The sequence below is a fragment of the Aliiroseovarius sp. genome (assembly GCF_030148435.1).
Lineage (GTDB): Bacteria > Pseudomonadota > Alphaproteobacteria > Rhodobacterales > Rhodobacteraceae > JASBTN01.
The window spans coordinates 20,042-42,934 of record NZ_JASBTN010000011.1; the positions used below are offsets into that span (position 1 = coordinate 20,042).

At 64.5% G+C, this 22,893-nt stretch carries 21 protein-coding genes; 17 read left to right on the plus strand and 4 right to left on the minus strand.

Annotation, left to right across the window (positions count from 1 at the left end; translation table 11 throughout):
• Positions 1 to 38: 38 nt before the first annotated feature.
• Genes hisC through Q1V43_RS02430 form a run of 3 tightly spaced genes read left to right on the plus strand, consistent with a single transcriptional unit; the run spans position 39 to position 2,946 of the window.
• Complete coding sequence (gene hisC / locus Q1V43_RS02420) at positions 39 to 1,124, plus strand: histidinol-phosphate transaminase (protein WP_300513561.1); 1,086 nt, start codon at positions 39 to 41, stop codon at positions 1,122 to 1,124.
• Complete coding sequence (locus Q1V43_RS02425; RefSeq protein WP_300513563.1) at positions 1,121 to 2,041, plus strand: prephenate/arogenate dehydrogenase family protein; 921 nt, start codon at positions 1,121 to 1,123, stop codon at positions 2,039 to 2,041. Before hisC ends, Q1V43_RS02425 begins: the two co-directional genes overlap by 4 nt.
• Positions 2,038 to 2,946 carry an extensin family protein gene (locus Q1V43_RS02430; RefSeq protein WP_300513565.1) on the plus strand — a complete coding sequence of 303 codons (909 nt, stop codon included), beginning with the start codon at positions 2,038 to 2,040 and terminating at the stop codon, positions 2,944 to 2,946. The genes Q1V43_RS02425 and Q1V43_RS02430 overlap by 4 nt, the downstream gene beginning before the upstream one ends.
• Before the next feature lie 3 nt (positions 2,947 to 2,949).
• Here the strand turns inward: Q1V43_RS02430 and Q1V43_RS02435 are convergent, their stop codons facing one another.
• A complete protein-coding gene (locus Q1V43_RS02435; protein ID WP_300513568.1) occupies positions 2,950 to 3,951 on the minus strand; it encodes a DUF2125 domain-containing protein in 1,002 nt (333 codons plus the stop codon).
• A gap of 63 nt (positions 3,952 to 4,014) precedes the next feature.
• Here Q1V43_RS02435 and Q1V43_RS02440 point away from each other — a divergent pair, with 63 nt between their 5' ends.
• The 3 genes from Q1V43_RS02440 (at position 4,015) to Q1V43_RS02450 (ending at position 7,902) form a co-directional block, all read left to right on the plus strand.
• A complete protein-coding gene (locus tag Q1V43_RS02440) occupies positions 4,015 to 4,551 on the plus strand; it encodes a gamma-glutamylcyclotransferase (RefSeq protein ID WP_300513570.1) in 537 nt (178 codons plus the stop codon).
• Between the two features lie 69 nt (positions 4,552 to 4,620).
• The gene (locus Q1V43_RS02445) at positions 4,621 to 5,805 is read left to right on the plus strand and encodes a biopolymer transporter ExbB (RefSeq protein WP_300513572.1); all 1,185 of its coding nucleotides are present in this window, start codon (positions 4,621 to 4,623) and stop codon (positions 5,803 to 5,805) included.
• Between the two features lie 3 nt (positions 5,806 to 5,808).
• The gene (locus Q1V43_RS02450) at positions 5,809 to 7,902 is read left to right on the plus strand and encodes a peptidoglycan -binding protein (RefSeq protein ID WP_300513574.1); all 2,094 of its coding nucleotides are present in this window, start codon (positions 5,809 to 5,811) and stop codon (positions 7,900 to 7,902) included.
• A 309-nt stretch (positions 7,903 to 8,211) separates the two neighbouring features.
• Here Q1V43_RS02450 and clpA read toward each other — a convergent pair whose 3' ends face one another.
• The gene (gene clpA, locus Q1V43_RS02455; RefSeq protein WP_300513576.1) at positions 8,212 to 10,533 is read right to left on the minus strand and encodes an ATP-dependent Clp protease ATP-binding subunit ClpA; all 2,322 of its coding nucleotides are present in this window, start codon (positions 10,531 to 10,533) and stop codon (positions 8,212 to 8,214) included.
• 305 nt (positions 10,534 to 10,838) lie between these two features.
• Positions 10,839 to 11,606 carry a hydroxyacylglutathione hydrolase gene (gene gloB / locus Q1V43_RS02460; protein ID WP_300513578.1) on the minus strand — a complete coding sequence of 256 codons (768 nt, stop codon included), beginning with the start codon at positions 11,604 to 11,606 and terminating at the stop codon, positions 10,839 to 10,841.
• A gap of 63 nt (positions 11,607 to 11,669) precedes the next feature.
• On the opposite strand from gloB, the gene Q1V43_RS02465 reads away from it, so the two are divergent.
• The 9 genes from Q1V43_RS02465 to Q1V43_RS02505 all read left to right on the plus strand — a co-directional run bounded on the left by Q1V43_RS02465 (position 11,670) and on the right by Q1V43_RS02505 (position 20,253).
• A complete protein-coding gene (locus Q1V43_RS02465; RefSeq protein WP_300513580.1) occupies positions 11,670 to 12,338 on the plus strand; it encodes a DUF938 domain-containing protein in 669 nt (222 codons plus the stop codon).
• An 88-nt stretch (positions 12,339 to 12,426) separates the two neighbouring features.
• The gene (locus Q1V43_RS02470; protein ID WP_300513582.1) at positions 12,427 to 13,191 is read left to right on the plus strand and encodes a hypothetical protein; all 765 of its coding nucleotides are present in this window, start codon (positions 12,427 to 12,429) and stop codon (positions 13,189 to 13,191) included.
• Positions 13,192 to 13,596: 405 nt separating this feature from the next.
• Entirely contained in the window at positions 13,597 to 14,157 is a 561-nt protein-coding gene (locus tag Q1V43_RS02475; RefSeq protein ID WP_300513584.1) for a F0F1 ATP synthase subunit delta, read from the plus strand.
• Complete coding sequence (gene atpA, locus Q1V43_RS02480) at positions 14,157 to 15,695, plus strand: F0F1 ATP synthase subunit alpha (RefSeq protein WP_300513586.1); 1,539 nt, start codon at positions 14,157 to 14,159, stop codon at positions 15,693 to 15,695. Before Q1V43_RS02475 ends, atpA begins: the two co-directional genes overlap by 1 nt.
• Positions 15,696 to 15,710: 15 nt before the next feature.
• The gene (locus Q1V43_RS02485) at positions 15,711 to 16,586 is read left to right on the plus strand and encodes a F0F1 ATP synthase subunit gamma (RefSeq protein ID WP_300513588.1); all 876 of its coding nucleotides are present in this window, start codon (positions 15,711 to 15,713) and stop codon (positions 16,584 to 16,586) included.
• Positions 16,587 to 16,604: 18 nt separating this feature from the next.
• Positions 16,605 to 18,029, plus strand: a complete 1,425-nt coding sequence (gene atpD / locus Q1V43_RS02490; protein ID WP_300513590.1) for a F0F1 ATP synthase subunit beta — start codon at positions 16,605 to 16,607, stop codon at positions 18,027 to 18,029.
• A 17-nt stretch (positions 18,030 to 18,046) separates the two neighbouring features.
• The gene (locus tag Q1V43_RS02495; RefSeq protein ID WP_300513592.1) at positions 18,047 to 18,457 is read left to right on the plus strand and encodes a F0F1 ATP synthase subunit epsilon; all 411 of its coding nucleotides are present in this window, start codon (positions 18,047 to 18,049) and stop codon (positions 18,455 to 18,457) included.
• A 167-nt stretch (positions 18,458 to 18,624) separates the two neighbouring features.
• Positions 18,625 to 19,830, plus strand: coding sequence for an MFS transporter (locus Q1V43_RS02500; protein WP_300513594.1), 1,206 nt, complete (start codon positions 18,625 to 18,627; stop codon positions 19,828 to 19,830).
• A gap of 69 nt (positions 19,831 to 19,899) precedes the next feature.
• Positions 19,900 to 20,253, plus strand: coding sequence for an H-type lectin domain-containing protein (locus Q1V43_RS02505; RefSeq protein WP_300513596.1), 354 nt, complete (start codon positions 19,900 to 19,902; stop codon positions 20,251 to 20,253).
• 80 nt (positions 20,254 to 20,333) lie between these two features.
• Here Q1V43_RS02505 and Q1V43_RS02510 read toward each other — a convergent pair whose 3' ends face one another.
• Complete coding sequence (locus Q1V43_RS02510) at positions 20,334 to 21,347, minus strand: ribose-phosphate pyrophosphokinase (RefSeq protein WP_300513598.1); 1,014 nt, start codon at positions 21,345 to 21,347, stop codon at positions 20,334 to 20,336.
• Positions 21,348 to 21,455: 108 nt separating this feature from the next.
• Between Q1V43_RS02510 and Q1V43_RS02515 the strand changes: the two genes are divergently transcribed.
• Complete coding sequence (locus Q1V43_RS02515) at positions 21,456 to 22,052, plus strand: 2-hydroxychromene-2-carboxylate isomerase (protein WP_300513600.1); 597 nt, start codon at positions 21,456 to 21,458, stop codon at positions 22,050 to 22,052.
• Positions 22,052 to 22,882, plus strand: a complete 831-nt coding sequence (locus tag Q1V43_RS02520) for an alpha/beta fold hydrolase (protein ID WP_300513602.1) — start codon at positions 22,052 to 22,054, stop codon at positions 22,880 to 22,882. Before Q1V43_RS02515 ends, Q1V43_RS02520 begins: the two co-directional genes overlap by 1 nt.
• The last annotated feature ends 11 nt before the right edge of the window (positions 22,883 to 22,893 follow it).

The following is a 22,893-nucleotide window of genomic DNA, read 5'->3' on the forward strand; positions in this document are numbered from 1 at the left end:
GCCCGACGTTAAGAGAAGCGCAATCAAGGAGCCGGGACATGAGCGATATCAAGCCGCAGCCAGGAATTCTGGAGATCGCGCCTTACCAGGGCGGGGCCTCGAAGATCGAGGGTGTGAGTGACGTGGTCAAACTCAGCTCGAACGAAAACCCGTTCGGGCCCAGCGACAAGGCGATGGACGCCTTTCGCCGCGCCAGCCACGACCTGCATCGCTATCCCAACACCCATCACACATCGCTGCGCACGGCCATCGCGGATCAGCACGGGCTGGATGTCGATCGCATCATCTGCGGCGTCGGCTCGGACGAGATCATCGCCTTCCTCTGTCAGGCCTATGCGGGCGTGGGGGACGAGGTGATCTATACCGAACACGGGTTTTCCATGTACAGGATCTCGGCGTTGGCCGCCGGGGCGACGCCGGTCATGGTTGGCGAGACAGATCGCGTTGTGGATGTGGACAAGATCCTGGCGGGCTGCACCCGGCGTACGCGGTTGGTGTTCATAGCCAACCCGGGCAATCCGACCGGAACGATGGTCAATGCATCCGAGTTGAAACGCCTGGCCGACAGCCTGCCCGGGAAGGTGCTCCTGGTTCTGGACGGTGCCTATGCCGAGTTCGAGGACGGGTATGACGGCGGCGCCTCGCTGGTGGACAGCCATGACAACGTGGTCATGACGCGCACCTTCTCCAAGGCCTATGGGCTGGGGGGCTTGCGGGTCGGCTGGGGCTATGGCCCGGCAAAAGTGATCGATGTGCTGAACCGCATTCGCGGGCCTTTCAACCTGTCCGAACCGCAACTCGCCACCGCCGAGGCCGCCCTGCGCGATCGCGATCATGTCGAACGCTGCATTCGCGAAAACGACCGCCTGCGTGTCTGGCTGCGTGAATCGCTGACCGGCCACGGGCTGGACGTGGACGAAAGTCACGCCAACTTCCTGCTGGTGCGATTTGCCGACGAGACCGAGGCCGTGGCCTGCGACGAGGCGCTGAAGGCCGAGGGGCTGATCGTGCGCCGGGTCGGCGGCTACGGCTTTCCCGAGGCGCTGCGCATCACCGTGGGCGACGAATCCGCCTGCCGCCGCGTGGCCCATGTGATCGGACGGTTCAGGGGAGCGGTGGAATGAGCGTGATCTATCAACGTGTTGCCCTGATCGGGCTGGGGCTGATCGCCGGGTCGATGGCCCATGCCATGCGCCGAGGCGGGCTGGCGGGCGAGATCGTCGGCACTGCGCGGTCCGCCGAAACTCGCAAGGTCGCCGCCGGGATCAACCTGGTCGACCGTGTGACCGAAACCGCAGCCGAAGCCGTGAAAGACGCCGATCTGATCGTGCTGGCCGTGCCCGTGGGTGCCATGGGGGGGGTTGCCACCGAGATTGCACCGCATCTGAAGCCGGGCGCGACCGTAACCGATGTGGGCTCGGTGAAACGCGCCGTGATCGACGCGGTGCAGCCGCATATCCCGGGAGGCGTGCATTTCATCCCCGGCCACCCGCTGGCGGGGACCGAGCACAGCGGGCCGACCTCCGGCTTTGCCGAACTCTTCGATAACCGCTGGTGCCTGATCGTGCCGGTCGAAGGGACCGAGAAAGCCGCGACCGACCGGTTGGTGGACCTGTGGAAGGGCATGGGCTCGAATGTCGATGTGATGGATGCGGATCACCACGATCTGGTGCTGGCCGTGACCAGCCACACGCCGCACCTGATCGCCTATACGATGGTGGGTGTGGCCGACGACCTGCGCCGGGTGACTGACAGCGAGGTCATCAAGTATTCCGCCGCCGGGTTCCGCGACTTCACCCGTATCGCGGCCTCTGACCCGACCATGTGGCGCGATGTATTCCTGACCAACAAGGAAGCGACGCTGGAGATCCTCGGCCGTTTCACCGAGGAGCTTTTCGCCCTGCAACGCGCCATCCGCACCGGCAATGGCGAGCTGCTGCATGATTATTTCACCCACACGCGCGCGATCCGTCGTGGTATCATCGAGGCGGGGCAGGATACGGATGCCCCGGATTTCGGGCGCGGAGGGCAGCATACGTGAAATCGCCGACGGCACTGGTTTTGACGCTGATCCTGGGCTTGGCGGTGGCGGGGCAGGCTATCGCCTATGCGCCCGCGACTTCGCCGCGACCGATCAAGCGGCCGGAATCGGGCACCGTTGTGCCGCCTGTCGTGGGGTCGGTCGCGACGGCCACCGAACAGGCGCCGCGCCGCTCGCCGACTCCGCAGCGCAGACCGGGGAGCCACGAGGTGGTTTCCGCTGCCATAGATGCCGCGGTGGCCAGCCTGTCCGCCCCCATGACCGGTTCAGCCGTCACGCGCTCGCCACGCCCGAAGCGGCGCCCGGCCACGCGCTCCGCCTATATGGCGACGTCAGCGCCCGCTCCCGTCAGCGCGGCCCGCAGCACCCGGCAGAGCCGGCGCGGCTCGGTCTGTGGCGTGCGGGAAATCCGGGGCCAGAAGATTGATTCGATTCCGGGCCGTCTGCCCGGCTGCGGCATCCCGGATGCCGTGCGCGTGACCGAGGTTGCGGGTGTGGCGCTCAGCCAGCCGTCGGTCATGGATTGCAATACGGCCGAGGTGCTGAACGACTGGGTCAAGACCGGGGTGAAACCGGCGGTCGGGCGCCTGGGCGGCGGGCTTTCCAGCTTGCAGGTTGCCGCGCATTATTCCTGCCGGACCCGCAACAACCAGCCGGGGGCCGAGATCAGCGAACATGGCAAGGGCCGTGCGATCGACATTTCCGGCCTCGTGCTGAAGAACGGGGTGTCCATCAACGTGCTGAACGGTTGGCGTGACCCGGTTCAGGGCAAGGTTCTGAAAGCGTCCCATGCCGCTGCCTGCGGACCCTTCGGCACGGTGCTGGGCCCGGATGCCGACCGCTACCACCAGGATCACCTGCATGTGGATACCGCGCGGTATCGCAACGGATCCTACTGCCGGTAACGCTCAGCGGATCACGAAACGCGGCGCCTGACCCAGCGGCACCGGGCCGAACCAAACCCGGCCCCGGTCGAATTTCAGTGGCGTGTCCAGCGTCTCCTTGTCGCCGGACAGGCCCGACAGGAACTCCAGTACAGACGTCACCGTACCCTCGAATTCCGCGGACAGCACGCCCGCGCCCACGGCAATCGTCACCATGTCGCGCCAGTTCTTCGCCTTGACGGTGATCTCGCCAGTCGCAAGACCCGCGCGATCCACCGTGAGTTCGCCCGCCATCCACAGGTCCAGCTCACCCCATTGCGCCTTGAGGATATCCAGCTGAATGCGCCGGGGCTGCGGTCGCGCCCGTTCTATGGCGAAGCGATCCCAGGGCGCGTCGAATTCAACCGTTGCCCGGATTTCCAGCCCGCCGAAGACCTCGGGCAACAGCACCCCGCGTGATATCAGCTCCACGAAGCCCGACGCCGGTCTCACGCCACGTGCGTCCAGGCTGAAATCGTAGGAGTTCAGCACGGCCGGCGTGCGCCGCGTGGCCAGTTGCGCCTGTTCCATCGACGCGGCCCAGCCCGCGCTCGACCCGAGTTCCACCCGCTCTGCCACGATCGACGAGCGATCCAGCGGAAGCGAGGTCTGGGGCTCCAGCACGATGGAGCCACGCATGCCCGCCGCCGAGATCTCGATCCGTTCATGGGGCGTGGCCAGCACCTGCTTGTCCGGCCAGACCGCGATCACATGATACGGGCGGTAGGACAGGGACAGGATCTGGAACCAGGGTGCCGACCAGGCGATGCCGGTGCGGGGGTCTGCCAGCTCCAGATCGGTTATCGTTGTATCGAAGCGGCTGGGAAAGCCGCGCGTGTCCAACGTGGCATATTCCGCGACCCAGCCATCCGTCTGCCGGTCGCCGATCCAGGCCACCAGCCCCCGTTCCATTGCCGAGGAGCCAATGAACCAGTACCCGCCCCACAGGGCACCCAACAGGGCTGCTATCACCAGAAGTTTGCGCATTTCGCCTCTTCCCCTTCGATCTGATCCCGTGTTTATAGGCCCCGGGCAACGAGGACCAGACCGATGAGCAATACGGAACTGTGGGTGTTTGGCTACGGATCGCTGATGTGGCACCCGGGTTTTGTCTATGTGGAAAAACTGACCGCCACCCTGCCGGGCTACTGGCGCAGCTTCTGCATGCGCTCGATCCACCATCGCGGCACCTCGGACCATCCCGGTCTGGTGCTGGCGCTGGACGAACATGGTGGCGCGGAATGCGACGGGCTGGCCTTCCGTGTCTGCCCGGAAAGCCATGATGAAACCCTGGCCGCCCTGCGTGAACGCGAGCTGATCTCCTCGGCCTACCTGGAACGGGAACTCGAGATCCTGTTACACGACGGGCGCCGGGTGGACGCCGTGACTTACGTAATCGACCCCGACCATGTGCAGTATTGCTCGCTGGGGCTCGAAGAACAGGCGCAGATCATCTCGACCGCCGTGGGCGGGCGTGGGCCGAATACGGAATATCTCTACAACACCGCCGACCACCTGGAAGAGCTGGGCATCGAAGATGCCGACCTGACCTGGCTGGCCGGCCGGGTACGCGAACTGACCGCGTAATCGCCGCTTGGCAGCGGCCTCTGCCCGGCCTATCCTTCGCGCAAGGATAACATCGACAGGGGGTCCGGGATGGAGCAGCCGGATCAGGCTCCTCACATGAGGGCTGAATTGACTTTCACACGCCCGGTGACGCAGATCGTCCTGATGCTGTCCGTGCTGGGGCTGGTCGGGTTCGGCGTGTTCTTTGCGCTGCCGAGGGTCCGGCCGGTCATCGAGGCGAACCTGTATCTGAACGGGTTCATCCTGTTCGTCTTTTTCATCGGTCTGCTCGCCTGTTTCTGGCAGGTCTGGCAAATCCTGACCTCGGTCAGATGGATCAAGGGATTTACCGGCGAACGCGAGGGATTCGACGCGGCACGTGCGCCGCGCATCCTGGCGCCCCTGGCGGCTCTTCTGGGCTCGCGCGGGGCGCGCATGCAGATCGGTGCGGCCTCGTCGCGGTCGATCCTCGATTCGGCGGCCACCCGGATCGACGAAGCGCGTGACATTACCCGTTACATTACCAACCTGCTGATTTTCCTGGGACTTCTGGGCACGTTCTTCGGACTTGCGACCACCGTTCCCGCGGTTGTGGATACCATCCGTTCGCTTGCGCCCGGCGAAGGCGAGGCAGGGGTCGAGATCTTCAACCGCCTGATGACCGGGCTCGAAGAGCAGCTGGGCGGCATGGGCACGGCCTTTTCGTCATCGCTGCTTGGTCTGGCCGGATCGTTGGTCGTTGGCCTGCTGGAGCTGTTCGCGGGCCACGGGCAGAACCGGTTCTACCGCGAACTCGAGGAATGGCTGTCCACCATCACCACTGTCGGTTTCACCTCGGGCGAGGGAGAGGATGCTGCTGGCGATGCTGGCCTTGTGGCGGCGATGGCCGCGCATATGTCCGACCAGATGGAGGCCCTTCAGAACCTGTTCACCCAGTCGGACGTGTCGCGCTCTCTGGTTGACGAACGGCTGGGCACCCTGGCTGTGGCCGTGGATCGCCTGAGCCATCGGATCGAGGCCGAAGGTGTCTCCACCCCGATCCTCGTCCGCATGGCAGAGGGGCAGGAACGCATGCTGGCCCTGATGGAAGCCCAGGTGGAAGAAAGCGGCGGCGCCGGCACCGATGCGGAAAGCCGCATGCGCCTGCGTTCGATCGACGTGCAGCTTCTGCGCATCCTCGAGGAAATGGCGGCGGGCCGGCAGGAAAGCCTGGCCGAACTGCGCATGGACCTTGCGCAGCTGACCAAGGCAATTCGCCAAAGCGGGCGGGCCTGATCCATGGCCCTGACACGCAGATCGGTCAACCGCATGGCGGGTTCGATCTGGCCGGGATTCGTGGACGCGATGACCGGGTTGCTGTTGGTGCTGATGTTCGTGCTGACCATCTTCATGGTGGTGCAATTCGTCCTGCGCGAGACGATTTCAGGACAGGCGGATGAACTGGACGAACTGTCGGCGCAGGTGGCTTCGCTGGCGGATGCGCTGGGGCTTGAGAAGGGCCGGGCGGATGCGTTGGAAAACCGTGTCGTCAGCCTCTCCGCCACCCTGACCGAGGCACGAGATACCTCCGCTGCGCAGCAGGCGCTGATCGCAACCCTCAATACCACCATTTCGGGGCAGCAGGATGAACTCGCCGCACGGGCCGCCGCGATTGCCTCTTTCGAAGCGCAGGTCGCCTCGCTGATCGCCGAACGCGACACTGCGCTGGCCGAGGGCGTGACGTTGTTGGGCGAACGCGACGAGGCGCGCGCCGAAGGGGCCGCCCTGGCAGCTTCCCTGGCCGATCTCGAAGCGGCCCAGGCCCGGCTGATCACTGAACAGGAGGCGCTGAACCTGGCTCTGGCCAGGGCCCGCGACGAGATCGATGCCCAGACCGAGGCCGCCCGCCTGGCCGCCGCGCGCCGCGAGGCCCTGGAGGCGCTGATCACCAAGCTGGAAACGGATGTCAGCGAACGCGATACATCTCTGGCCGCAGCCCTGGCCCGCATTGAAAGCAGCAGTGCCGAGGCTGAAGGGCTGCGCAGTGATCTGGTCGCCGCCCTTACCGCGCTGGATGCCGCCGAAGCCGCCACGCTTGCCGAACGCACGACCCGCGAAAGCACCGAACAGGCCCTGTCGGAAGCCGAGGCCGCCCGCCTTGCCGACCTTGCCGCCGCCGAAGCCCTGCGCGCGCGCCTGGCCGGGGTCGAACAGGATCTGAGCACGGCTGAAGCCACGCGGTTGGCCGAACTGGCCGCTGCCGAGGAACTGCGGGCCCGCCTGGCCGAGGCGGAAGGCGCCCTGACCGAGGCGGAAGCCGAGCGGCTTGCCGATCTTGCTGCCGCCGAGGCGCTGCGTGAACAACTGGCCAATTCGCAGGACGAGCTGACCGCCATGACCCTGGCCCTGGAGGAGCAGCGCAGACGGGCAGAGGACACGTTGACCCTGCTGGCCGCCGCCGAAGCGGCGCAGGGCGATCTGGATGCAAAGCTCGCCGCGGCGCTGCTGGAGCTCGAAGGGCTGCAGGGCGCGGCGGCTGCCGATGACTCGCTGCGCGACGCGCTCGCCGAGGCTCTGGCCGCGCGCCTGGCCGCCGAACAGACGGCGAAGGACGCGCTGGACCGCTCCGAAACTCAGGCCGTCCTGTTGGCCACGGCAAACGCGGTCCTCGCCGAACAGGAAGCGGCAAGCGCCGAGGATCAGCGCACCCTGGCCCTGCTCAACGCTCAGATTGCCGAGTTGCGGGTCCAGCTGGGTTCGCTGCAGGCCGTCCTGGATGCCTCCGAGGCCCGCGACGTGGAAAGCCAGACCCAGATCCAGTCACTGGGCGACCGTTTGAACGCCGCGCTGGCCCAGGCGGCAAGCGAGCAGCGTCGCCGCGCCGAACTGGAAGAGGCCGAACGCCGCCGGCTTGAAGCGGAATCCAGGGAGCTGGAAAGCTACCGGTCGGAATTTTTCGGCAAACTCCGCCAGATCCTCGGCGATCGCGAGGGGGTGCGGATCGTCGGCGACCGCTTCGTCTTCTCCTCCGAAGTGCTGTTCGAACCCGGCGAGGTGCATCTTGCGCATGCCGGTCGTGCCCAGATCGCGCGGGTTGCCACCCTGCTGTCCGAAGTGGCCGACCAGATCCCGCCGGAGATCGACTGGATCATTCGCGTGGACGGGCACACCGACAACGTGCCGTTGGCGGGTACCGGCGAATATGCCAACAACTGGGAACTGTCGCAGGGCCGCGCCCTGTCGGTGGTCAGCTACATGATTGACGAGCTGGGATTCCCGCCCGAACGTCTTGCGGCCACGGGGTTCGGGGAATTCCAACCGGTGAACACGGACGATACGCCCGAGGCACGGGCGCAGAACCGGCGTATCGAACTGAAGCTGACCGAACGCTGAGGCCCGGGTGCCGGAGCGATGCTCGGCCGCCCGGGATGATATGGGTATCCATCCAGTCGGTCACGCCCCCGTCGCGCAACAGGGTCACGGTGCCCGATAGGGGCCTGGCGCATGATTGCCGCCAGGCAAATTGCGTCCGGGCGCGTAATACAGCCGCGCCCGACCCGCAAGTTCGTTAGTGAGGGTCTGGATGAAACCAGCCCCCGTCCGGGGCGCAGTCAATCGGCAGAGCCGACATGGGCTCTCACGCCGCCGCGAGCGACGCGGCGGCAGGGACAAGGGCCCGGAGAGGGCCCCGCAAGAGCCACATCAGTCGGCGGTCAGCAGTGGTGGCTTCTTCTTCGATTCGATCCGGGCGTTTTCCGGCTCCTCGATGCGCAGGTCGAGCTGGCCAGCCTTCACGCCGACCTTGACCAGCCCGCCCTTGGCGAGCTTGCCGAACAGCAGCTCCTCGGCCAGGGGCTTCTTGATATGCTCCTGAATTACCCGGCCCAGCGGGCGGGCGCCCATGCGGTCGTCATAGCCGCGTTCGGCAATCCATTCGGCCGCCGCGCGTGTCAGTTCGATGTGCACGCCACGGTCCAGGAGCTGCACTTCGAGCTGAAGCACGAATTTCTCGACCACCTGCAGGATCACCTCCTTGCCGAGCGGCGCGAAGGAGATCACCGCGTCCAGGCGGTTGCGGAATTCCGGGCTGAACGTGCGTTCGATCGCCGCGGTATCCTCGCCCTCGCGGCGATCACGGCCGAAGCCAACAGCGGCCTTGGCCTGTTCGGCCGCGCCCGCGTTGGAGGTCATGATTAGCACCACGTTGCGGAAGCTGACGGTGCGGCCGTTGTGGTCGGTCAGGCGGCCGTGGTCCATTACCTGAAGCAGGATGTTGTAGACATCCGGGTGGGCCTTCTCGATCTCATCCAGGAGCAGCACACAATGCGGATGCTGGTCGACCCCGTCGGTCAGAAGCCCGCCCTGGTCGAATCCGACGTAGCCCGGCGGCGCACCGATCAGGCGCGAGACCGCGTGTTTCTCCATGTATTCCGACATATCGAAGCGCAGAAGCTCCACGCCCAGATTGTCGGCCAGCTGGCGGGCAACTTCGGTCTTGCCGACCCCGGTGGGGCCCGCGAACAGGTAGTTGCCGATCGGCTTTTCCGGTTCGCGCAGGCCCGCGCGGGCCAGTTTGATCGCCGAGGACAGGGCTTCGATCGCGCTGTCCTGACCGAACACCACCCGTTTGAGCGACTTTTCCAGGTCGCGCAGGGTTTCGGCATCGTCCTTCGACACGGACTTCGGCGGGATGCGGGCGATCTTGGCGACGACCGCCTCGATCTCCTTGGCGCCGATGTTCTTGCGACGCTTGGACGGGATGATCAGGTGTTGTGCCGCGCCGGCTTCGTCGATCACGTCGATCGCCTTGTCGGGCAGTTTTCGGTCGTTGATGTAGCGGTCCGACAGTTCGACGGCGGACTTGATCGCATCCTGGGTGTATTTCACGCCGTGATGCTCCTCGAAATAGGGTTTCAGCCCCTTCAGGATCTTTACCGTGTCTTCCACCGTGGGTTCGTTCACGTCGATCTTCTGGAACCGGCGGGACAGCGCGCGGTCCTTTTCGAAATGCTGGCGGAACTCCTTGTAGGTGGTCGAGCCCATGCAGCGCAGCTTGCCACCCTGCAGCGCCGGTTTCAGCAGGTTCGAGGCATCCATCGCCCCGCCGGAGGTGGCGCCGGCGCCGATCACCGTATGTATCTCGTCAATGAACAGCACCGCGTCGGGGTGATCTTCCAGTTCTTTCATCACCGCCTTCAACCGCTCTTCGAAGTCGCCGCGGTAACGGGTGCCCGCCAGAAGCGCGCCCATGTCAAGCGAGAAGATGGTGGTATTCGCCAGGACCTCGGGCGTTTCGGCCTGCACGATCTTGTTGGCCAGCCCTTCGGCGATGGCTGTCTTGCCCACGCCGGGATCCCCCACCAGAAGCGGGTTGTTCTTGCGGCGGCGGCAGAGAACCTGGATACAGCGTTCGACCTCGTGCTCGCGGCCGATCAGCGGGTCGATGTCGCCCTCGCGCGCCTTTGCGTTCAGGTCGATACAGTATTTCCCCAGCGCGCTGTCCTTTTCCTCGGCCTCCGGTTCATCAACCGTCTCGCCGAATTCGGGCGTGCCGGAGACCGGCCGCGCCTCGCCGAATGCGGTGTCCTTGGCCACGCCATGGGCAATGTAGTTCACCGCGTCATAGCGGGTCATGTCCTGTTCCTGCAGGAAGAAGGCGGCATTGCTTTCGCGTTCGGCAAAGATCGCAACCAGCACATTGGCGCCGGTGACTTCGGTGCGACCGGAGCTTTGCACGTGAATCGCCGCGCGTTGGATCACCCGTTGGAAGGCGGCGGTGGGCACCGCTTCGGATCCGTCTATATCGGTGATGAGCGTCGTCAGTTCCTCGTCGACGAAGGTGACAAGTGTCTTGCGCAGATCCTCCAAATCGACCGAGCAGGCCTGCATGACCCGGGCCGCATCGGGCTCGTCGATCAGCGCCAGCAGAAGGTGTTCGAGCGTCGCAAGTTCGTGCTTGCGATCGTTCGCCAGGGCCAGCGCCTGGTGGATTGCCGTTTCCAGCGTGGTCGAAAAGGATGGCACTTGTTTTTGCTCCTCGTCCGTTTGGTTGCCCGTGTCCCTCGGGATCAACCGTGGCCTCATATGGTTAAGGTTCGGTTTTCCGACCGGTACTTCAACCCCTATTCCCCCAAAAACCGCTCACATCCGGCTGATGTGGTAATTTTCCCTGGGAAATTGGGCGGGCGCGGGGAAATCCTTCATTGCCCCGACGCCGAAGAGGTCGGGCGCATGGTCCCACGCAGCTGTTCCCCCCAATCGTCGCGCATTTCGCGCAACCGGGCAAGTCGGCTTGGTTTGCCTTGGCCGGGGGGCGCTATCCGTGCGGATCAGAAACGATCCTTGCGGGCGCGGATTTCGGCGAATACCTCGGCATCCGTGGCCCCCTCCATGCCCAGGCCTGCTTTGACCTCGGGCAGGTGCGCGCGCAGGAAGGGGTTGGTGGCAAGCTCCAGCGACAGGGCGGACGGCACGGTGGGAATGCCCATCTCGCGCGCCTCGCCGATATCGGCGGCGCGGTCGGCCAGGGCCGTGTTGTCCGGCTCGATCGTCACCGCGAATGCGGCGTTGGCGGCGGAATACTCATGACCGGAGCAGACCTGCGTTTCCGGGGGCAGGGCGGCCAGTTTCGACAGGCTGTCCCACATCTGCGGCGCGGAGCCCTCGAACAGGCGGCCGCAGCCCAGGGCCATCAGGCTGTCCCCGGTGAACACCACCCGTGCTTCGGGGATGTAGAAGGCGATATGCCCCACCGTGTGACCGGAGACATCCATGACCCGGGCCGCGTGGCGCCCGAGCGTGAACGTGTCGCCATCCGAGACCGCCAGATCCAGCTGCGGCAGCCGATGGGCATCGGCTTCGGCCCCGATCACCTGCGGCGCATAGGCATCGCGCAATTCCTCGATCCCGTCCACGTGATCATAATGGTGATGGGTGATCAGGATATGGGTCAGGTTCCAGCCCCGCATGTCCAGTTCGGCGCGGATCGGGGCGGCCTCGGGCGCATCTGCCAACGCGGTCATCCCGGTCTCGGTGTCATGCAGCAGGAAGGCGTAATTGTCCTCGCGGCAGGGGATGGTGACGAGGTTGAGGGTCATTGTGATCTCCATTCGTTAGCGCCAACTGTTGCTCATTTGCGCGGCAGGGACAATACTGAGGGTATGATAGGATCCGAGACTCAGGTGCGATCCCAGGCTGGCGAGCGTCCACATTCGACGGCCAATGCCTGCGAGGATGGTCGGCTTTCGGCCCCGTCGGCAGCCCGCAACGCGGCGCCGATCCTGGAGGTCTTGACCCGTCACGTGCCCCGGGCCGGCTATGCAATCGAGATCGCCTCGGGTACCGGGGAACATGCGGTGGCCTGTGCCGGGGCTTTCCCGGCTGTGGTCTGGCAGCCCACCGATATCGAACCCGAGCGTCTGGTGTCGATCGACTGCTGGCGCGCGGTGAAAGGGCATCGCAACATGCGGCTTGCGCAGTATCTGGATGCCTCGGTGCCGGACTGGTGCGCGCCGGGATTCGATCTCTTCCTGACCGTGAACCTGCTGCACCTGATCCCCGAGGACGCGGTGCGGAACCTCATTCTCGGCGTCGCACGCAGCCTGGCCCCGGGCGGGCGCTGGGCGCTCTACGGCCCGTTCTGTACCGGCGGCGGCTTTCGCAGCGAGGGCGATTTGAGTTTCCACGAGACCCTCACCGCCCATGACCCGGCGATCGGCTACAAGGACCTGGAATGGGTCGAGGAGCTGGCCCGCGACGCGGGGTTGGTCCGCCGCGAACTGGTCGAGATGCCTGCCAACAACCTCATGCTGATCACCGAACGCAGCTGATCCCGGCGGATGCAGGACAGGGTCCAGAGGGCCATGGACCTTTTGCATCAATCCGCTAATCTCGCGGGAGAAACCGGCAAGAGGCCCCATGCATCTGGACGTACAGGATCTGCGCAACTTCTATTACCGCAGCACTCTGGGGCGGGCGGCGCAGAAGGCCGTGCGCGACCAGGTCAAGGCGCTGTGGGATCCCGCGCGGGCGCGTGGTGAAACGGTGGTGGGCTACGGCTTTGCCGTGCCGCTTCTGCGCCCCTATCTGCAACACGCGCGGCGGGTCATGGGGCTGATGCCCGCACCGCAGGGCGTGATGCCCTGGCCCGCGGGCATGGCAAACGTCTCTTTGCTGGTCGAGGAAAGTCTCTGGCCAGTCGACACCGGGGTGGCGGACAAGCTGGTGCTGATGCATGGGCTGGAGACCGCGACCGACCCCGCGCTGCTGCTCGAGGAATCCTATCGCGTGTTGGGTCCCGGCGGGCGGGCGCTGTTCATCGTGCCGAACCGCAGCGGGCTCTGGTCGCGGTCCGACAAGACGCCCTTCGGCTATGGCCGTCCCTATTCGAGTTCGCAGCTGGAAAGCCAGTTGCGCTATCACGGGCTGATCCCGGAATGGCACATGACCGCGCTGTACCAGCCGCCCTCGGCGAAACGGTTCTGGCTGAAAACCGGCCCGATGTGGGAGCGTCTGGGCACCCGCGCTCCGGTTTTGATGGCGGGCGGGGTGCTGATGGTCGAGGCCTCGAAACAGATACCTGCACCGCGTCGTCCGGGGCTTGCGCAACGGGTCCGCCAACCTCTGAAAGCCCTGGAGGGGCTGGGACGGCCGGTTCCGAAGCCTGCCGGGCGGCTCGGGTGACGTCCGCCTCGGCGCCGATAGTCAGAATCAACTGTGATTTTCGCGCGCCAAGCCTGTGCACAGCGAGGTTCGGGGCGACGATTTCCCTGGTCGGGGAGGGTCGAAAGGGGAACATTTCATGTGCGGTATGCGATTGCATGCAAAAAGATCACAATCGATTCTGCACCTGTTCAGAACAATTAATTCCCATGGGTAAAGGGCTTCGCGACCGGGCGGTGCGGATTGCCTTGAAAACAGGGCGAGAATGTTGGCGTTAAACTGCGCCAAGCCCGTTGCCTCAATAGCATTGCTCTGTTACACCCCACGCGATTTTGATGAAACCGTGCAGCCGCGCGGCATCGTAGGCCGCCCCGACCTGCCCGCCCGGTAGGTCACGATGGGGCTCAAAGACATGGAAGGGTGGACGTGTCCGAACCAGTCTCGATTTCACAGGGTATTGCCCAACGTTACGCCACGGCGATTTTCGACCTGGCGAAAGAAGGCAAAGACCTCAAAGCGGTGGAGGGCGACGTTGACGCCCTGGATGCCGCTCTTGCCGAAAGCAGCGAATTCGTTGACCTGATCAACTCGCCGGTCGTGACCCGCGAAGAACAGGCCGCCGCCATCGCCGCGATCTCCAAGAAGATGAACCTCTCGTCGACCATGACGAATACGCTGGGCCTGATGGCCGAAAAGCGTCGTCTGTTCGTGCTGCCTCAGCTGACCGCCGCGCTGCGCGCCGCGATCGCCGAGGACAAGGGCGAGGTGACAGCCGAAGTGAGCGCCGCAAAGGCGATGACCAAGGCACAACAGGACAAACTCGCCAAGGCGCTGAAGGCCGCCGTCGGCAAGGATGTGAAAGTTAATGTGGCCGTCGATGAAGCTCTCATCGGCGGTCTTGTCGTCAAGGTGGGTTCGAAGATGATCGACAGCTCGATCGCCTCGAAACTCAACGCACTGCAGAATTCCATGAAAGAGGTCGGATAATGGGTATCCAAGCAGCCGAAATCTCTGCGATCCTTAAGGAGCAGATCAAGAACTTTGGCCAAGAGGCCGAAGTGGCCGAAGTTGGCCGCGTGTTGAGCGTGGGCGACGGTATTGCCCGTGTCCATGGCCTGGACAACGTGCAGGCCGGTGAGATGGTCGAATTCCCCGGTGGTATCCGCGGGATGGCCCTGAACCTGGAAGCCGACAACGTCGGTGTGGTTATCTTCGGGTCGGACCGTGACATCAAGGAAGGCGACACCGTCAAGCGTACCAACGCGATCGTGGACGTGCCCGCCGGCGACGCCCTGCTGGGTCGCGTTGTCGACGGTCTGGGCAACCCGATCGACGGCAAGGGTCCGATCGAAACCAAGGACCGCGCCATTGCCGACCAGAAAGCGCCGGGCATCATCCCGCGCAAATCGGTGCATGAACCGATGGCGACCGGCCTGAAATCGGTCGACGCGATGATCCCGATCGGCCGTGGCCAGCGCGAGCTGATTATTGGGGACCGTCAGACCGGCAAGACCGCCGTGGCGCTGGACACGATCCTGAACCAGAAATCCTACAACGATGCCGCCGGCGACGATGAATCGAAAAAGCTGTACTGCGTCTACGTCGCCGTCGGCCAGAAGCGTTCGACCGTTGCCCAGCTGGTGAAGAAACTGGAAGAAACCGGCGCGATCGAATACTCGATCGTCGTGGCCGCCACCGCTTCGGACCCGGCTCCGATGCAGTTCCTGGCCCCCTACGCCGCCACCGCCATGGCCGAGCACTTCCGTGACAACGGCCGCCACGCGCTGATCATCTACGATGACCTGTCGAAACAGGCCGTTTCGTACCGTCAGATGTCGCTGCTGCTGCGCCGCCCGCCGGGGCGCGAGGCCTACCCGGGTGACGTTTTCTACCTCCACTCGCGCCTGCTGGAGCGTTCGGCCAAGCTGAACGAAGACTTCGGCGCAGGTTCGCTGACCGCTCTGCCGATCATCGAAACCCAGGGCGGCGACGTCTCGGCCTTTATTCCGACCAACGTGATCTCGATTACCGACGGCCAGATCTTCCTTGAAACCGAACTGTTCTACCAGGGCATCCGCCCCGCCGTGAACACCGGTCTGTCGGTGTCGCGTGTTGGCTCGTCGGCCCAGACCGACGCCATGAAGGCGGTTGCCGGTCCGGTGAAACTGGAACTGGCCCAGTACCGCGAGATGGCTGCCTTTGCGCAGTTCGGCTCGGACCTGGATGCCGCCACCCAAGCGCTGCTGAACCGTGGTGCCCGCCTGACCGAACTGATGAAGCAGCCGCAGTACTCGCCGCTGACCAACGCCGAAATCGTCTGCGTTATCTACGCCGGTACCAAGGGCTACCTGGACGGCATCGGCGTCAAGGAAGTTGGCCGCTTCGAGCAGGGCCTGCTGAACCACCTGCGTTCGAACTGCGCCGACCTTCTGGCGGACATCACCAACAACGACCGCAAGGTCAAAGGTGAGCTGGAAGACAAGATCAAGGCCGCACTGGACGCCTTCGCCGCTGACTTCGCTTAAGGGGGACTGAGCGCAATGCCGAGTCTCAAGGACCTTAAAAACAGGATCGAAAGCGTCAAGTCGACGCGGAAGATCACCAAGGCCATGCAGATGGTGGCCGCCGCGAAACTGCGGCGGGCACAGGAAGCGGCCGAGGCCTCGCGCCCCTATGCCGAACGGTTCAATGCCGTGATGGCGGGGCTGGCGGCATCGGCAGGTGGCGAAGACGCCCCCAAGCTTCTGGCCGGCACCGGCAGCGATCAGGTCCACCTCCTGGTGGTCATGACCGCTGAACGCGGCCTCTGCGGTGGCTTCAACAGCTCGATCGTCAAGATGGCCCGTGCGAAAGCTGAACAGCTGCTCGCCCAGGGCAAGACAGTGAAAATGCTGACCGTTGGCAAGAAGGGCCGCGAGCAGCTGAAGCGTGAATACGAAGACATCATGATCGAGCATGTCGATCTGACCGAAGTGAAGCGCATCGGCTACAACAACGCTCAAGGCATCGCGACGGACCTCATCCTCCGTTTCAACGGTGGCGAGTTCGACGTGGCGACGATCTTCTACAACACGTTCGAAAATGTCGTGAGCCAGATCCCGACCGAAAAGCAGGTCATCCCGGCCAGCTTCGAGGCGGAAGAAGGCGCTGACGAAGGCTCGACCGTCTATGACTACGAGCCCTCGGAAGAAGGCATCCTGGAAACGCTGCTGCCCAGCGGTGTTGCCACGGCCATCTTCTCGGCGCTGCTGGAGAACGCTGCGTCCGAGCAGGGCGCGCGCATGTCCGCCATGGACAACGCGACGCGCAACGCGGGCGACATGATCGACAAGCTGACCATCGAGTTCAACCGCTCGCGTCAGGCCGTCATCACCAACGAGCTTATCGAAATCATTTCGGGCGCCGAGGCGCTCTAACCGAACCGGAGTAACAACATGGCAAACGCAAAAGGCAAGGTGACCCAGGTCATTGGCGCCGTTGTGGACGTGCAGTTCGAAGACGCGCTGCCCGAAATCCTGAACGCCCTGACCACCGACAACAACGGCAACAACCTGGTGCTGGAAGTTGCTCAGCACCTGGGCGAAAACACCGTTCGCACCATCGCCATGGACGCGACCGAAGGTCTCGTTCGTGGTCAGGAAGTGGTCGACACCGGCGAACCGATCTCGGTTCCCGTCGGCAACGCCACCCTGGGCCGCATCCTGAACGTCACCGGCGACCCGATCGACGAAAAGGGCCCGGTTGTCGCGAAAGAAACCCGCGCCATCCACCAGGAAGCCCCGGAATTCGCCGAACAGTCGACGGAATCGGAAGTTCTGGTTACTGGCATCAAGGTCGTCGACCTGCTGGCCCCCTACGCCAAGGGCGGCAAGATCGGCCTGTTCGGCGGCGCCGGCGTGGGCAAGACGGTTCTGATCATGGAACTGATCAACAACATCGCCAAGGTGCACTCGGGCTTCTCGGTCTTCGCTGGTGTGGGTGAACGGACCCGTGAGGGCAACGACCTCTACCACGAGATGATCGAATCCAACGTTATTGACCCCGAAAACCTGGAAAACTCGCAGGTGGCCATGGTTTACGGACAGATGAACGAGCCTCCGGGGGCCCGTGCGCGTGTTGCTCTGACCGGCCTGACCCTGGCCGAGCAGTTCCGCGACCAGTCCGGGACCGACGTTCTGTTCTTCGTCGACAACATCTTCCGCTTTACCCAGGCGGGTTCGGAAGTTTCGGCGCTGCTGGGCCGTATCCCCTCGGCCGTGGGCTATCAGCCCACCCTGGCCACCGACATGGGCGCCCTGCAGGAACGCATCACCTCGACCAAAGCCGGCTCGATCACCTCGGTGCAGGCGATCTACGTGCCTGCGGACGACCTTACCGACCCCGCGCCGGCCACCTCGTTCGCCCACCTGGACGCCACCACCGTTCTGTCGCGTGCGATCTCGGAGCTGGGCATCTACCCGGCTGTTGACCCGCTCGACTCCACCTCGCGTCTGCTGGACCCGGCCATCGTCGGTGAAGAGCACTACGCCGTGGCTTCGGAAGTGCAGGAGATCCTCCAGCGCTACAAGTCGCTGCAGGACATCATCGCCATTCTGGGCATGGACGAACTGTCGGAAGAAGACAAACTGACCGTGGCCCGTGCGCGTAAGATCCAGCGCTTCCTGTCGCAGCCCTTCGACGTGGCGAAAGTGTTCACCGGCTCGGACGGTGTGCAGGTTCCGCTCGACGTGACCATCGCCTCGTTCAAGGCGGTTGTGGCCGGCGAATACGACCACCTGCCCGAAGCTGCCTTCTACATGGTCGGCGGTATCGACGAAGTGATCGCCAAAGCCGAGAAGATGGCCGCTGACGCCGCCTAAGTTGAAGGAGGCCCATCATGGCTGACACGATGCAATTCGACCTGGTCTCGCCCGAGCGGAAGCTGTCTTCCGTCCAGGCGAGCGCGGTGCAGCTGCCCGGGGCCGAAGGCGACATGACGGCAATGCCCGCTCACGCGCCGACCATCACCACCCTGCGGCCGGGCGTCGTGCGCGTCCAGTCGCCGGAAGGCGATGCGGAATACGTGGTTACTGGCGGGTTTGCCGAGATCAACGCGGTGGGCACATCGGTTCTGGCCGAACGCGCCGTGCCGGTGTCGGAATTCACCCAGGACATCCTGGACGAGTTCATGACCGACGCCGTCAACGCCCGCGACAATGCCACGCCGGAGATGCTGGACGACCTGGCCAAGCGGGCGACCGAACTGGCCGGTGTTGCGGCCGAGCTTGGCCTCAACGCCAACGCCTGAGCATAGCGCCGAAGACTTTGGAAAGCCCCGCCACCCGGTGGGGCTTTTTCTTTGCCCGAACATGATGCCTCCCCTCGGGGCGCGGGCGATCTCCTGGACTTGCCCTTGCCGGACCTGTCTGGAACCCTCACATAGGGGCGATGGGTGGCTGAGCGCCGGAGGGACTGATGCACAACAAACTGGCCACGCGGTTCATCCTGGCGACCCTGTTCCTGGATGCGGTCGGCATCGGCATCGTCTTTCCGATCATGCCCGATCTGATGGAGCGTGTTGGCGCCGACAGCACTGCGGACGGGGCGATCTGGGGTGGTATCCTGATGGCCGCCTATGCGGCGATGCAGTTCCTGTTCTCGCCGATTATCGGTGGCATCTCGGACAGCGTCGGGCGGCGGCCGGTGCTGCTTCTGGCGCTGGTCGCGCTGACCGTGGACTATGTGATCATGGCTCTGGCGACCACCTTCTGGTGGCTGCTCATCGGCCGGGTTCTGGCAGGGATCGCCGGAGCGACCTATATCACCGCGACCGCCTATATCGCGGATATCTCCTCGAAACAGGACCGTGCCGCGAATTTCGGCCTTGTCGGCGCCGCCTTCGGGGTGGGGTTTGTCCTTGGCCCGGCAATCGGTGGCCTGGCCGCAGGCTGGCATATTACCGCGCCTTTCTGGCTTGCCGCAGCGCTTGCTGGGATCAACGTGGCCTTCGGACTGTTCGTGCTTCCCGAAAGCCTCGCACCCGGGAAACGCCGTGCCTTTCGCCGTCGCGATCTGAATCCGTTCGGCTCAATTCTGGACGCGCTGAAACTGCCCGGGCTGGCGCTGCCTCTCGTGCTGCTGTTCCTGGTCGAATTCGCCAACATGGTCTACCCGGTGCTCTGGTCCTTCTGGACCCGCGAGCTGTTCGGTTGGAGCGCGGCCTTCATCGGCCTCACCCTCGCCGCCTATGGCGCCAGCGTCGCCTTTACCCAGGGCGTGGTGCTGCGCCATCTCATTGCCCGCCTGGGTGAATGGCGCACCCTGATGTTTGCGCTCGTCTGTGCGGTCCTGGCCTTCGTTGTTTTCGGGCTGACCGCCTCGGCCTGGGTCATGTTCACCTTCATCCTGGTGGCAGCATTGGCTGACATGGCGCCTCCGACGGTGACTGCGATGATGTCCAACATGGTCGCAGAGGACCGTCAGGGCCTCTTGCAGGGGGTGATCGCCTCGCTTGGCTCGGTCGCAGCCGTCATCGCCCCGATGATCGTCACCGGTGTGTTCCAGCGCTTCGCGGCCCCGGACACAGCGGTCTACCTGCCCGGAGCCCCGTTCCTGATGGCCGGGCTGATCGTGCTGGCCACGCTGCCGTTCTTCTGGCGATTGCGCCCGGCCAGTACGTGAGGCCCCAGGGTTGAAGCCGGATGGGGTTCGGGCCATTCTGGGCCGGACCGGAATTGGAGAGACCGCACCATGCGCAGGATTCGAACACACAGGCTGGGTGTGGACCAGGGAAGCCAGGTCCTTTTTTCAGATTTCGAACATGACGGTGAAATGTGGACTGGCGAAGGCCCGCGCGAGTTTCGTATGGCGGTGCAGTTTTCCGACGAAGGGTTTACCGATGCACCCATGGTGCAGGTCGGCATGTCGATGTGGGATCTTGACCAAAAGACCAATCAGCGTGTGGATATCGCCGCGGAAAACATCACGGTGAAAGGGTTCGAAATCGTCTTTCGCACCTGGGGCGATACCCGCGTGGCCCGTGTGCGGGCCGACTGGATAGCCATGGGCGAGGTCGAGGACGAGGATGACTGGTCGCTGGACTGAGCAGCCTACCCGTCACCTCTCAAGAAAAACGCCCGCGCGGGTCAGCACGGGCGTTTGGGTTTTCGTCTGTCCGCAGGCGCTTACGAGTACATGCCTTCGTAAAGCGGTTCCAGCGTGCCGTGATCAAACAGCGACGAGACCGAAGTGCCGCCCCAGATGTTCAGGATTGCCTGGGCGAACATCGGCGCGGTGGGCACGATGCGGATGTTCGGCGCATTCCTGACCTCATCGGTGGCCTCGATCGAGTCGGTGATCACCAGGCTCTTCATGACCGACTTGGACACGCGTTCGACAGCGGGTCCGGACATGACGCCGTGGGTGATATAGGAATGCACCTCGGTGGCGCCATGCTCCATCAGCACCTCGGCGGCCTTGCACAGGGTGCCGGCGGTGTCGCAGATGTCATCGACGATGATGCATTTCTTGCCCTCGACATTGCCGATCACGGTCATCTCGGCAACTTCGCCGGGCTTCTCGCGACGCTTGTCGACAATCGCCAGCGGGGCGCCGATGCGCTTGGCCAGCTCGCGGGCCCGGGCCACGCCGCCCACGTCCGGGCTGATCACCATGACGTCCGACAGGCAGTCCTTGAAGTGGTGTTTCACGTCCAGAGCGAAGATCGGGCTGGCATAAAGGTTGTCGACGGGAATATCGAAGAAACCCTGGATCTGGGCGGCGTGCAGATCCATGGTCAGGACCCGCTCGATCCCGGAGCCCGAGATCATGTTCGCCACCAGCTTGGCGCTGATCGGCGTGCGGGCCTTGGTGCGGCGGTCCTGACGGGCATAGCCGAAGTAGGGGATCACCGCGGTAACACGGGCCGCCGACGACCGGCGCAGCGTGTCCGAAATGATCAGCAGCTCCATCAGGTTGTCATTGGCCGGGTTCGAGGTCGGCTGGATGATGAACATGTCCTCGCCGCGAACGTTTTCATAGACCTCGACGAAAATCTCGCCGTCGTTGAAACGTTCGACCCGCGCGTCGACAAGACCCATTGCCGTGCCGCGATGCATCGACATGCGTTTGGCGACACTGCGCGCCAGCGGCTGGTTGGCGTTGCCGGAAATGAGTTTCGGTTCAGTGATGGAAGGCATGGCAGCAGAGTCCCCGGGCTGGTCCACATGACAGAATCGTGACGTTGACACCCCATACCATCGGGATAGGTTTCGGGGAACCGCTCACGCGCAAACGGGGAGGCAAAATTGGCCCATATCGACTATTATTTCACGGTGCTATCGCCCTGGGCCTATCTGGCCGGGGACCGGATGGAGAAGATCGCGGCGAAACACGGTGCGACCGTGACCTACAAGCCGCTCGACATCATGGCGCTGTTTCCGCGTACCGGGGGGCAGCCGCTGGGCGAACGTCCGCCCGCGCGCCAGAACTACCGGCTGCAGGAACTGGCCCGCTGGCAGAAGGCCACCGGTCTGCCGCTGAACGCCAAGCCCGCCCATTGGCCGACCAATGCCGCGCCCGCGTCCTATGCGATCATCGGAGCGCAATCTGCGGGCGGGGGCGACGTGGGTGCACTGGTGCGGGCCATCCTGCGGGCCTCCTGGGCCGAGGACAGGGACATTGCCGAGGATGCGGTGATCAAGTCCTGCCTCGAAAGCGCCGGTTTCGATCCCGCGATCGCCGACACCAGCCTTCTTGCCGGTGCCGAGACCTATCCGCGCAACCTCGAAGACGCGGTGGAGGCCGGGGTCTTTGGCTCGCCAACCTATGTGGTGGACGGCGCCGAAGTGTTCTGGGGCCAGGACCGGCTGGACATGCTCGACAGCTTTCTGGCCGGCGCCTGATGGCGGGGACCGAGGCGCGGGCCGGGCATCGGATCTGCTGGACCCACGAGGGCACACAAGGCGCGCGCCCTGCGGTGATGATCCATTGCGCCCTGGCCCATCGCGGTGCCTGGCGCGGTGTGCAGCGGCAATTGCAGGACCACCTGTCCATGCGGGCCTTCGACCTGCCCGGACATGGTGAAAGCGGCCCCTGGGATGGTGTGACGGAATACCAGGATGTGGGCGCCGAGGTTGCCGAGAGCCTGATCGGCGGCCCCAACGATGGCAAGGCCGACCTGATCGGACACAGCTACGGCGCCACCATCGCCCTGCGCGTGGCGCAGATGCACCCCGAAAGGGTGCGCAGCCTGACCCTGATCGAACCGGTGATGTTCCATGTCACCGGGGGGCAGCCGGTCCATGACGCCTATCGCACGGAAATCGCGCCCTGTTTCAAGGCCTTGCGTGACGGCGACACCCTGCTGGCGGCGCGCCGGTTCAACCGCGTATGGGGGGCAGGGGCGCCATGGGACGAGGTGCCGGCGGCGCATCGGCAGGCCATGGCCGACCGCATGCACCTGATTGCAGCGAATAATCCGGTGACTGAAGGGGACGTGAACGGTCAGGCCGCGCCGGGGGCGCTTGAGGCGGTCTCCTGTCCGGTGCTTCTGATCGAGGGGGCGAAATCGCCGCCAATCATTGCGGCCATTCACGACGTGCTGGCGGCCCGGCTGCCGGATGTGCGCCGTGTGGTGGTCCAGGGGGCCACCCACATGGTGCCGATCACCCATCCGCGACAGGTGGCGGAGGCCATTTCCGATTTCATGGGGCTGACGCGGGCTCAGGCATAACGCCGCCGCCC